This is a genomic window from Stutzerimonas stutzeri (genome assembly GCF_024448955.1).
In the GTDB taxonomy this organism is placed as follows: Bacteria; Pseudomonadota; Gammaproteobacteria; order Pseudomonadales; family Pseudomonadaceae; genus Stutzerimonas; species Stutzerimonas stutzeri_AQ.
Genome location: NZ_JAMOIH010000005.1, coordinates 130,551 through 142,507, shown reverse-complemented (window position 1 = coordinate 142,507; position 11,957 = coordinate 130,551). Strand labels below are relative to the sequence as shown.

Annotated in this window: 10 protein-coding genes and 1 pseudogene; 10 read left to right on the top strand and 1 reads right to left on the bottom strand. The window is 61.8% G+C overall.

The window, feature by feature from the left end; genetic code table 11:
• Positions 1-8: 8 nt before the first annotated feature.
• The 5 genes from NA645_RS07170 to NA645_RS07150 all read left to right on the top strand — a co-directional run bounded on the left by NA645_RS07170 (position 9) and on the right by NA645_RS07150 (position 4,979).
• Positions 9-587, top strand: a complete 579-nt coding sequence (locus NA645_RS07170) for an ANTAR domain-containing response regulator (RefSeq protein WP_256048198.1) — start codon at positions 9-11, stop codon at positions 585-587.
• A 280-nt stretch (positions 588-867) separates the two neighbouring features.
• Positions 868-1,011, top strand: coding sequence for a hypothetical protein (locus NA645_RS07165; protein WP_256048197.1), 144 nt, complete (start codon positions 868-870; stop codon positions 1,009-1,011).
• A gap of 161 nt (positions 1,012-1,172) precedes the next feature.
• The gene (locus tag NA645_RS07160) at positions 1,173-1,616 is read left to right on the top strand and encodes a thioesterase family protein (protein ID WP_256048196.1); all 444 of its coding nucleotides are present in this window, start codon (positions 1,173-1,175) and stop codon (positions 1,614-1,616) included.
• A 373-nt stretch (positions 1,617-1,989) separates the two neighbouring features.
• Positions 1,990-3,201 (top strand): MFS transporter, encoded by a 1,212-nt coding sequence (locus NA645_RS07155; protein WP_256048195.1) that lies wholly within the window; start codon positions 1,990-1,992, stop codon positions 3,199-3,201.
• Between the two features lie 104 nt (positions 3,202-3,305).
• A complete protein-coding gene (locus NA645_RS07150) occupies positions 3,306-4,979 on the top strand; it encodes a bifunctional protein-serine/threonine kinase/phosphatase (protein ID WP_256048194.1) in 1,674 nt (557 codons plus the stop codon).
• Between the two features lie 4 nt (positions 4,980-4,983).
• Here NA645_RS07150 and NA645_RS07145 read toward each other — a convergent pair whose 3' ends face one another.
• A complete protein-coding gene (locus NA645_RS07145) occupies positions 4,984-5,295 on the bottom strand; it encodes a class I SAM-dependent methyltransferase (RefSeq protein ID WP_256048193.1) in 312 nt (103 codons plus the stop codon).
• A gap of 449 nt (positions 5,296-5,744) precedes the next feature.
• Here NA645_RS07145 and NA645_RS07140 point away from each other — a divergent pair.
• From NA645_RS07140 to NA645_RS07120, 5 genes and pseudogenes are all read left to right on the top strand, one after another.
• Positions 5,745-6,956: pseudogene (locus NA645_RS07140) on the top strand (NAD(P)/FAD-dependent oxidoreductase); the annotation flags it as partial.
• A 128-nt stretch (positions 6,957-7,084) separates the two neighbouring features.
• A complete protein-coding gene (locus NA645_RS07135) occupies positions 7,085-9,781 on the top strand; it encodes a nitrate reductase (protein WP_256048192.1) in 2,697 nt (898 codons plus the stop codon).
• Positions 9,782-9,854: 73 nt separating this feature from the next.
• Positions 9,855-10,592, top strand: a complete 738-nt coding sequence (cobA, locus tag NA645_RS07130; protein ID WP_256048191.1) for a uroporphyrinogen-III C-methyltransferase — start codon at positions 9,855-9,857, stop codon at positions 10,590-10,592.
• A gap of 260 nt (positions 10,593-10,852) precedes the next feature.
• Complete coding sequence (locus NA645_RS07125) at positions 10,853-11,260, top strand: NADH-quinone oxidoreductase subunit A (protein WP_131648471.1); 408 nt, start codon at positions 10,853-10,855, stop codon at positions 11,258-11,260.
• A 10-nt stretch (positions 11,261-11,270) separates the two neighbouring features.
• On the top strand, positions 11,271-11,945 hold the full coding sequence (locus tag NA645_RS07120; RefSeq protein WP_014852512.1) for a NuoB/complex I 20 kDa subunit family protein: 675 nt from the start codon (positions 11,271-11,273) through the stop codon (positions 11,943-11,945).
• The last annotated feature ends 12 nt before the right edge of the window (positions 11,946-11,957 follow it).

The window sequence follows — 11,957 nt, the reverse complement described above, 5'->3', positions numbered from 1 at the left end:
AGAAAGCCATGCTTCGCGTCCTGCTGATCGACGATACGCCCCGCAAGGTTGGTCGCCTGCGCGCCGCGCTGATGGAAGCCGGCTTCGAGGTGATTGAGGAATCCGGCCTGACCATCGACCTGCCCGAACGAGTCGAAGCGGTTCGCCCCGACGTAGTGCTGATCGACACCGACTCACCTGGCCGAGACGTGATGGAGCAGGTGGTGATGGTCAGCCGCGATCAGCCGCGGCCCATCGTGATGTTCACCGACGACGACAACCCCGACGCCATGCGCCAGGCGATCCGCGCCGGCGTCAGCGCCTATATTGTCGAAGGCATCCAGGCTCAACGCCTCAAACCGATCCTGGATGTGGCGATGGCCCGCTTCGAAAGCGATCAGGCCATTCGTGCGCAACTGCAGGCGCGCGATCAACAGTTGGTCGAGCGCAAGCGCATCGAGCTGGCCAAGGGCATGCTGATGAAAATGAAAAGCTGCAACGAGGAAGACGCCTATACATTGATGCGCCGCCAGGCCATGAGCCGCCAGCAGAAGCTGATACAGGTAGCCGAGCAGATCATCGCCATGAACGAACTGCTCGATCGGTAACGACTGTCCGGCAAAGGTGCACGCAGCTTCGATGTTGCACCGCCGCTGGGCGTTTCGCCTCAGCAAGACGAGCTGAGCGGCCATGCTTCGCTGAAAAGAACCCCATTATCCTTGGCCACAGAGTCAAGCGGCATTGATGCTGCTCATTGGCAAGAGTCTTGCCTGCCCTTACGTAGCATTAACCACGCACTACGCCGGCTGACAGAGGGGTGCTGAACAGCACACGCCTCAATGAGATTCGCTCCAAACGCCGCTGATCGAATAAAAAAAGGATATCTGAATGGCCATGATCGCGACCTTGATAATTGCCTGCCTGCTGGCATTGCTCGGCCATTACCTGAACCGGATTGCAAGCGCACAGCATCATCAGCGACTCGAAGCGCTACGCACTAAAACAAAGCGTGACTGGAAAGCATCTGTATGAGACTCGGCGCTCCGCACAATAGAACGTGAGCTCTCGCATGTTACTTGCAGCGCTGCTGTGGCTGGCGAGCCGGCGGCGCTCGCGCTGTGCTCCGGCGTTAGCTATGGCGGACATAGTGGCTACGCTAGAATGCGCGCCTTCGATCACCAGCCGAGCATTTCATGGCCCGCCTCACTTTGCAGTTTCCCGAAGACCAATTCTGTTTCACCACGCAACTGACCGTACGCATCACCGACATCAACGCTGGTAATCATCTGGCCAACGATTCGATGATCTCGATGATTTCCGAGGCCCGCGCGCGCTTTTTGTTCGCCTACGGCATCGCCGAGACCAGAAAGGACGGAAACGGCATCATCGTCACCGACCTCGCCACTACCTACAAAGCCGAAGCCCATGCGCGCGATGTGCTGCTGTTCGAAGTCGGCGTGATGGACTTCAACCGCTATGGTGGCGACATCACCTTCCGCATCACCCGCCCCGCCGATGGCACCTTGATCGCCATGGCCAAGTCCGGTTTCGTTTTCTACGACTATCTGAACAAGCGCGTCGTACCGATGCCCAGCGAGTTCGACGCCAAGTTCCCCAAGGTCAACCGCATCAGCTGAAAAACGCTCCACTTCGAAGCACGACGCACCTGAGGTGCGCCCATTTCGCTCGGCAGCGAAGCCCTGGCTGCGCGCGAAGCCTTGAAATGTCAGGCTTCGGCTCTTTGGCACAGCTAATGCTTAGTACAGATCAGGTAGCCAAAGGCGGTTACTCACAGACATGACAAAGGCGTCGCGTTGCCCCGTTGAGACTGACGGCGGTTTCGCGGCGCTTTTTCGTTTGCCCCAGGGACCGGGGCGCGAATGGCAACGACCCGGCCACTCGCAACTGCTTCGAGCGCTGCCGCAGCCGGATCGGTTGGGCGGTCATCGCATATCCGCCGCCCATTTCGGCGCGTCGGTTGCACTTGTCTAGCGTCTAGTGAGGTGTTCGATGAATACGAGTTTCTGGAAAGCCGGCCATACGCCGACGCTGTTCTCTGCCTTTCTCTACTTCGATTTGAGTTTCATGGTCTGGTACGTACTCGGCCCGATGGGCGTGCAGATCGCTGCCGATCTCGGGCTGACCACGCAGCAGCGCGCCTTTATGGTGGCTACGCCGATCCTCTCCGGCGCCATTCTGCGCCTGGTGCTGGGTATGCTGGCCGACCGCACATCACCGAAGACGGCCGGACTGTTCGGCCAGATCGTGGTGATCGCCGCGCTGTTCGTGGCCTGGCTCCACGGCGTCCACAGCTATGAACAGGCATTGCTGCTCGGCCTGTTTCTCGGTATGGCCGGCGCTTCCTTCGCCGTGGCGCTGCCGCTGGCGTCGCAGTGGTATCCACCGCAGCATCAGGGCAAGGCCATGGGCATCGCCGGTGCCGGCAACTCGGGGACTGTACTTGCAGCGCTATTCGCGCCGGTACTAGCAACGATGTTCGGCTGGAGCAACGTGTTCGGCCTGGCGTTGATCCCGCTGGTGCTGACCCTGATCATCTTCGCCAGCGTCGCCAAGAATGCGCCGAACCGTCCCGCGCCGAAGTCCTTCGCCGACTACATGAAGGCGTTGGGTGACCGCGATAGCTGGTGGTTCATGTTCTTCTACAGCGTGACGTTCGGCGGCTTCCTCGGACTGGCCAGCACCCTGCCCGGCTACTTTCACGACCAGTACGCGTTCGACCCGGTCAAGGCCGGCTACTACACCGCCGCCTGCGTATTCGCCGGCAGCTTGTTGCGGCCGCTGGGCGGCGCGCTGGCCGACCGTATCGGCGGCATCCGCTCGCTGCTGGTGATGTATACCGTGACGGCTATCTGCTTATTCATCGTCGGGTTCAATCTGCCAAGCTCGACGGCTGCACTGGCGTTGTTCGTCGTTGCCATGCTCAGCCTTGGGGCCGGCAACGGCGCGGTGTTCCAGTTGGTGCCGCAGCGTTTCAACAAGGAAATCGGCGTGATGACCGGGCTAGTCGGCATGGCCGGCGGCATCGGTGGCTTCTTGCTCACCGCAGGTTTGGGCGCCGTCAAGCAGGCCACAGGCGACTACCAGCTGGGCCTCTGGCTGTTCGCCAGCCTGGGTGCGTTGGCCTGGTTCGGCCTCTATGGCGTGAAGCGTCGCTGGAGAACCACCTGGGGTTCGGCGGCAATGACAGTGGCTAGGGTATAGAAGGAGCAGCTAAAAGCTGGAAGCTGGAAGCTGGAAGAGGTGCATTTAGCTTCTAGCTTCTAGCTTCTAGCTTCAGGCTAAACCTGATCGCATCGGATCGACTTATGCCCCTTCAACTTTCCTTCGGCGAAGCCACCGCAACCGGTCCGCGTGCAGAAAATCAGGACGCGCTGCGTATCGTCACGCCAACGCTAGGCCTCGCGGCTAGCAAGGGTGCGCTGTTCGCTATCGCCGACGGTGTCAGCCAGTGCGCGGACGGCGGCCTGGCGGCGCGGGCGACGCTGCAGGCACTGGCCACCGATTACTACGCCACACCGGAAACCTGGACCGTCGCGCAGTCGCTCGACCGAGTACTGGTTGCCCACAATCGCTGGCTGCAAGCCAACGGTGGCGGGCAGCCGCTGCTGACGACGTTAACCGCGCTGGTGCTGCGTGGCCGTCGCTTTACCCTCGCCCACGTCGGTGACTGCCGGGCTTATCGCTGGTATGACGGCCAGATGCATCGGTTGAGCGAAGACCATGTGTGGGACCAGCCGAACATGCAACACGTGCTCAAGCGTGCCATGGGCCTGGACCAGCATCTGGTGGTGGACTACCTCGACGGCGAGCTTCGCCTCGGCGAAATCTTCGCGCTGCTCAGCGACGGCGTCTGGGCCAGCATCGCCGAGGGCGATATCCGGAACGTTCTCCGCTCCGAGTCTGATCTGTCCCGTGCCGCCGGCACGCTGGTCAAGCTCGCGCATCAAAGTAGTAGCCAGGACAACGCCAGCGCCTTGCTGCTGCGGGTCGAAGCGCTGCCGGAAGCGGTATTGGCCGATTCACTTGCGGAGCTCGCGGACTGGCCATTGCCGCCCAGGCTGCGTCCCGGTCAGGCATTCGAAGGCTGGACCATCGAGGCGTTGCTGGCCGAGTCGCGCCAATCGCTGGTCTACCGGGTGCGTGATCAACAGGCTCAGCCCTGGCTGCTCAAGACCTTGCCACCGAGCCGGGCGGACGAACTCGAAGCCGGACCAGCGTTGCTGCAGGAGGAATGGTTTCTGCGCCGGGTCGCCGGCCGCCATTACCCCGAGCTCCATGACCTGCCCCGGCGCCAGCACCTGTATTACGTGCAGCGCGAATACAGTGGGCAGACCCTCGTACAGCGCTTCACTCAACAAGGCCCGATGTCGTTGCCCGACTGGTTGCAGATGGCGCCACGCCTGATCCGCGCGCTGGGTATGCTGCACCGACGCAACATCCTGCACCGCGACATCAAACCGGAAAACCTGCACCTGGATGACGCCGGCGAGCTGCGCCTGCTGGATTTCGGCCTGGCCTATTGCCCGGGGCTGTCCGAGGACCAGCCGCACAACTTGCCGGGCACGCCGAGCTATATCGCCCCTGAAGCCTTTGCCGGCGCGTCGCCAAGCCGGCAACAGGACCTCTACGCAGCTGGCGTCACGCTCTACTACCTGCTCACCGGTCACTACCCCTACGGCGAGGTGGAAGCCTTCCAACGGCCCCGTTTCGGCAACGCTGTGCCGGCCAGTCGCTATCGACCCGATCTGCCCCAATGGCTGGATGACATGCTCAAGCGCGCCGTCGCGGCAGAGCCCGCACAGCGCTTCGAAACAGCCGAAGAATGGCTATTGGTACTGGAACAGGGTGAGCGCCTGGCAAACAGCACGCCGTCGCGGCCATTGCTCGAACGCGAACCGTTGAAGGTCTGGCGCGGCATCGCCCTGCTCTCGCTGTTGTTGAATCTGGCTCTGCTGGCGTGGCTAGGTAAAAACGGCTAGCCGATCAACGCCGAACGATCAGCCCCTGGCGCGCAACACGGGTCAGCTCGCGCACGCATTCCTCGAGCCGTTCGCCGCTCGGTGCTTGGATGACCGCCAGATCGAAGCTGTTGGTGGCGAAATGCGCCAGTGATTCATCGGCACCGGTGAACTGAACGAGGAAAGCGCGCGGCTTTCCCCAGCGCTTCGGCCAACCGTCCAGATAGCGCAACAGCGACGGCTGATGATTGCCACCAAGGAGAATTTTCGGATTGCTGCGGACCAGCCCGCTGGTGATGGGGGCCAAACGTAGAGAGGTGCGTTGCGATGCATTCATGAAAGATATCCCGCCTCGAGGATTCCGCTGGGCAGCGGTGGGAGGCGACACCGAACCAGCGCTTTAGCGGTATTTCGAAGCCTTCGGCTCCAGGCGCCCCGCAAGTAGCTGACTAAATCGGCGCATGAGGCGAAACAATAAAAAGCCGCACGGGTGCTGTCAACGGCGAATTTGCCGCGTGCTAGGCGGCTTGACTGCACCAGTGCTGCACGGCGCGCATCATAGCGGTGCAAAAAACACAGCCTCACCATGCCCCGTCGCTGACGCTAAGCGCCGGAAACCAAGCCAACACAGGGTTGGCACAGCCCCTGCATTGTCAGGAGCAACACAAGCCGGGCCTTCAATGTGGAGGGCCGGGCTCCGAATACGGAACAAGGACAAAGGCGTCCTCACCGGGTAACCGGTGGGGGCGCCTTTTTCGTTGACGCCCAGCTCGCGCGGAGAACGGTATGAAAAAACTCAGACTCGTGATGATCGGCAATGGCATGGCCGGGGTTCGTACCCTAGAGGAACTGCTCAAGCTCGCCCCTAATCTCTACGACATCACGGTATTCGGCGCCGAGCCCCATCCCAACTACAACCGTATCCTGCTTTCGCCCGTATTGGCCGGCGAGCAAACCTTCGAGGAGATCGTGCTCAACGACCTCGACTGGTATGCGAAGAACGGCATCCGCCTGCTACTCAACCGCAAGGTGATTCAGATCGACCGGATCAGGCGTCGGGTGATCGCTGAGGACGCCAGCGAAGCCGAGTATGACCGGCTGCTCATCGCCACCGGTTCGACCCCCTTCATCCTGCCGATTCCCGGTAATCAGCTCGACGGGGTGATCGGCTATCGCGATATCGCCGACACCCAGGCGATGCTGGACGCCGCCAGGAACCACAGGCACGCCGTGGTAATCGGTGGCGGATTACTCGGGCTGGAAGCGGCCAACGGCCTGAAGCTGCGCGGCATGCGGGTGACTGTAGTGCACCTCGGCGAATGGCCGATGGAGCGCCAGCTCGACCAGAGCGCCGGCACCTTGCTGCAGAACGCGCTGCAAGCCCGCGGCCTGATCTTCAGGATGAACAAGCAGACCGCCGAACTGATTGGCAACGATCAGGGCCGGGTCCAGGCCGTACGCTTCACCGACGGCGAAGTGATCAACGCCGATCTGGTGGTCATGGCCGCCGGCATCCGTCCCAATAGCGCGCTGGCGGAGCAAGCCGGAATCCCCTGCAACCGCGGCATTCTCGTCAGCGACACCCTGCAGACCTATGACCCCCGCGTCTATGCCGTCGGTGAATGCGCCAGCCATCGGGGCACCGCCTACGGGCTGGTCGCGCCCGTGTTCGAGCAGGCCCGGGTCTGCGCCAATCACCTGGCGATGCTGGGATTCTCCCGTTACCCGGGCTCGGTGACGTCGACCAAGCTGAAGGTCACCGGAATCGACCTATTCTCTGCCGGTGATTTCATCGGCGGTGAAGGCACCGAGACCATCACCCTCTCCGACCCCATCGGCGGCGTATACAAGAAACTGGTGATCAAGGACGACGTCCTCGTTGGAGCCTGCCTGTACGGCGATACCTCCGATGCCGGCTGGTATTTCCGCCAGGTGCGCGAAGGTCAGAACGTCAGTGATATTCGGGATTGCCTGATGTTTGGTGCGACCGGCTTAGGCCAGCCCGCTTCGGGCGTGGAGAGCGAGGCGCTACGCAGCAGTAGTGAATCCGTTCGGTTGTCACCCGATAGCACAACCGAATGTGCCTGACAGCGCACCAAGCCCACCAGATCAGGAGAGAAAACGCCATGCGCCAGACCACTGCATCCACCTGCTGCTACTGCGGCGTCGGCTGCGGCGTGCTGATCGAGCACGACGGCGAGCGCATCCTCGATGTCGCTGGCGATCCGAATCATCCAGCCAACTTCGGCAAGCTGTGCAGCAAGGGATCGACCTTGCACCTGACCGGTGATTTGGACGCTCGCGCGCTCTACCCCGAGTTGCGCCTGGGCAAAGACCTGGCCCGTACCCGCACCGACTGGGATAGCGCGCTCGACCATGCCGCCCATGTATTCGCCGAGACGATTGCGAAACACGGCCCGGACAGCGTCGCCTTCTACATCTCCGGCCAGTTGCTGACCGAGGACTACTACGCGTTCAACAAGCTCGCCCGCGCGCTGGTCGGCACCAACAACATCGACTCCAACTCGCGCCTGTGCATGTCGTCCGCCGTTGCCGGTTACAAGCGCAGCCTCGGTGCCGACGCGCCGCCGTGCAGCTACGAAGACATCGAACAGAGCGACTGCCTGCTGATCGTCGGCAGCAACATGGCCTATGCCCACCCGGTGCTGTTTCGCCGCCTGGAAGAAGCCAAGGCGAAGCGGCCGCAAATGAAAGTCATCGTGGTCGATCCGCGACGCACCGACACCTGTGATTTGGCCGACCTGCATTTGGCGATCCTGCCGGGCAGCGATGTCGCGCTGTTCCACGGCATTCTGCACATTCTGCTGCGCGAAGGCTGGGTCGACCGGGACTACATCGACGCTCACACCGATGGGTTCGACGAACTCGGTGACATGGTGCGTGAATACAGTCCGGCCAGGGTCGCGGACCTGTGCGGCGTCAGCACCGAAGACTTGCAGATTTGTGCTCGTTTGATTGGTAGCGCGCCTAGCTTTCTGTCGCTCTGGTGCATGGGCGTAAACCAGTCGACCTCCGGCAGCGCCAAGAACAGCGCGCTGATCAATCTCCACCTCGCCATGGGCCAGATCGGCAAACCCGGCGCCGGCCCCTTCTCGCTGACGGGCCAGCCCAACGCCATGGGCGGACGCGAAACAGGCAGCCTATCCAACCTGTTGCCAGGCCATCGCGAATCGGGCAACGCACAACATCGCGCCGACGTCGCCAACTATTGGGGCGTGCCGGCGCTGCCTGATACGTCGGGCCTGTCCGCGATAGAACTGTTCGATGCCGTACGCAGCGGCAAGGTCAAGGCGCTGTGGATCGCCTGCACCAACCCCGCACAATCGATGCCTGACCAGCAGAGCATTCACCAAGCGCTGGCGGCATGCCCTTTCGTGGTCGTCCAGGAAGCCTTCTTCACCACCGAGACCTGCCGCTACGCCGATCTGCTGCTGCCCGCGGCCAGTTGGGGCGAGAAGGACGGCACCGTGACCAACTCCGAGCGCCGTGTCAGCCATGTGCGACGCGCCATTCCCGCACCGGGCGAGGCGCGCGCCGATTGGTCGATCACCTGTGATTTTGCTCGCCGGCTGGAAAGCCTGATGCGCCCCGATCAAGCGAGCCTGTTCGCGTTCGACACCGCCGCCGCGCTGTTCGAGGAATACAAATTGCTCACCCAGGGCCGTGACCTGGACCTGTCCGGTCTCAGTCATGCGGTGATTGATCAGCTCGGCCCACAACAATGGCCCTTCCCTGCCGGCAGCCAGCGAGGCACGCCGCGGCTCTACGGCGACGGCGTGTTCCCGACCGATGACGGCCGCGCACGCTTTATCGCCGAGCACTATCAGGCGCCGAAGGAGAAACGCGAAACCCAGTTCCCGCTGACGCTGAACACGGGTCGCCTGCGCGATCAATGGCATGGCATGAGCCGCACCGGCACCGCCGCGCGCCTGTTCAGCCATGTCGAAGAAGCGCTGCTGAGCATGAGCGCCGAGGACATGCGTAGCCGTCGGCTGCTCGATGGCCAACTGGTCAAGGTCCGCAGCCGCCGTGGCGAGCTGCTGTTGCCGGTACGCGAGGATGAAAGCCTGCGCCCTGGCCAGCTATTCATGCCCATGCATTGGGGCGATCGCTTCCTCAAGGGGTTGGGCGTCAACCGGCTCACATTGCCGGCATTCGACCCGATTTCGAAACAACCCGAACTCAAGCACGCCGGTGTCGAGGTGGAAAAAATCGAGCTGCCCTGGCAGTTCTTCGCCCTCGTCGAAGGCTCGGTGCAGCAACGTTTCGAGACGCTGCGCCCATTGTTCGAGGGGTTCGCCTACGCCAATTTCAGCCTTGCCGGGCGGGACCGCGAAGCGTTGGTGATCCGCGCCGCTGATAGCGAGGCGCCGAGCACAGCGTTACTGGCGCAGCTCAATCATTTGCTGCGGCTGGATGAAGGTTCGGTGCTGGTCTACGACGATCCGCGCCGCGGCGTTGGCAAGCGGGTGCGCATCGAAGACGGCCGCATCGTCGCCCTCAGCCTGTCCGGTGAAACCGCGGCACGCCAATGGCTGAAGCAGCTCTGGCATGACGGCAATGTTGACCAGGCGCTACGCCGCTGGCTGTTGGCACCCCTAAGCACGCCGCCTGTGGGTGCAATACGCGCAGGCAAGACCCTGTGTAACTGCATGAACGTCAGCCAGGATGCGGTCTGTGCGGGAATCGAACGGGGCCTGGATCTGGATGGCTTGAAGCGGGAACTGGGCTGCGGGACCAGCTGTGGCTCCTGCGTACCGGAAATCAGGCGACTGCTGGTGAAACAGCCAACGGTGGCCTGAACGACAACCACGACGGAACAGGCGATGCATAGCGCATCGTCAGCATGATCGAAGCAGCATGAGAGATAGACACATGAGCGCAAAAGTATGGCTGGTGGGAGCAGGTCCCGGTGATCCGGAACTATTGACGCTCAAGGCCGTGCGGGCCATGGGCGAGGCGCAGGTGGTGCTGATCGACGACTTAGTCAATCCCGCCGTGCTCGAACACTGCCCGAACGCACGGGTCATCCCAGTGGGCAAGCGCGGCGGTTGCCGCTCGACGCCACAGGCCTTCATCCATCGATTGATGTTGCGCTACGCGCGCCAGGGCAAGTGTGTGGTGCGCCTGAAAGGCGGCGATCCGTGCATTTTCGGACGCGGCGGTGAAGAAGCGGAATGGCTGGCGGAGCGTGGCGTCGAAGCGGAGATCGTCAATGGCATAACCGCAGGCCTTGCCGGCGCGACTCAATGCGGTATTTCGCTGACCCATCGCGGCGTCGCCCGTGGCGTTACCTTGGTTACAGCACATACGCTGGATAACAGCAGTCCCGAGTGGCACGCGCTGGCGAAAACCGGCACGACACTGGTCGTCTACATGGGCGTCAGCAGCCTGCATCAGGTACAGGCTGGCCTGATCGAAGGCGGTCTGCCGGCGTGGACCGCCGTCGCGATGATCGAAAACGCCTCCCTTACGCAGCAACGCGAATGCCGCTCCAGCCTGGCGGACATGTGCCGCGATGCCCTGGCCTTTCAGCTAAAAAGTCCGGCAATTCTCGTAATCGGTGAGGTTGCTGCGTACACGAAGGCCATGCTCGATGACTGCGTAGCATAAGTAAACAGATGCACAGGCCCAACCACGCGAAGATTGCGACAGCCGGTCACTGCCTCTGCAGAAGGCCGGCCCGGCGCCGTTTCGCGGCCTGCAATTATTGAGTGACATCAAATAAACGTCAGAAATACTTCAATATGTTTCATGTAGAAACATGTACTTAAACTTTTCATAGGCATAGAATGCCCGGCCATTAGGAGTTGCGACGCTTGGTCGCTGTCGCAAGCTGGACATACATAAGCCGTTCCGCTAAGGGGCCCGGCATGCCTGATGTATCTCTGTCCCATAATTGGGGCTTCGCAGTATTCGTTCTCGGCGTTATCGCACTCTGCGCATTCATGCTCGGCGTATCCAGCCTGCTTGGCAGTAAGGCCTGGGGCCGCGCCAAGAACGAGCCCTTCGAGTCAGGCATTCTCCCCACGGGCAACGCCCGGCTGCGTTTCTCCGCAAAATTCTATCTGGTCGCGATGCTCTTCGTGATCTTCGACGTTGAAGCCCTATATCTCTTTGCCTGGGCTGTCTCGGTGCGCGAAAGCGGCTGGGCGGGCCTCATTGAAGCTACCGTATTCATAGCAATTCTGTTGGCGGGTCTTGTCTACCTTTGGCGGGTGGGTGCGCTCGATTGGGCGCCATCCAGCCGTCGCGAGCGACAGGCGAAGCTAAAACAATGAGGCTCTTCACATGCAATACAAACTTACCCGGATCGATCCGGATGCGGTCAATGACCGTTATCCGATCGGCCAGCAGGAGACTGTTGCCGATCCATTAGAAGACCAGGTTCATCGCAACATCTACATGGGCAAACTGGAAGACGTGCTGAGTGGCGCGGTCAACTGGGGGCGCAAGAACTCCCTCTGGCCGTACAACTTCGGCCTGTCGTGCTGCTATGTGGAGATGACCACGGCCTTCACCGCGCCTCATGACATCGCCCGCTTCGGTGCTGAAGTAATCCGTGCTTCGCCGCGCCAGGCCGATTTCATGGTCATTGCCGGCACCTGCTTCATCAAGATGGCGCCGATCATCCAGCGCCTGTACGAACAGATGCTCGAACCCAAGTGGGTCATTTCCATGGGTTCGTGCGCCAATTCCGGTGGTATGTACGACATTTACTCGGTCGTTCAGGGGGTCGACAAGTTCCTCCCCGTGGACGTGTACATACCCGGCTGCCCGCCCCGCCCCGAGGCGTTCCTGCAAGGCTTGCAATTGTTGCAGGAGTCCATCGGCAAGGAGCGCCGCCCGCTTTCCTGGGTCGTCGGTGATCAAGGCGTCTATCGCGCCGAAATGCCGTCGCAGAAGGAACAGCGACGCGAACAGCGTATCCAGGTCACCAACCTGCGCAGCCCCGACGACGTGTGAGCCCGGCTTTCC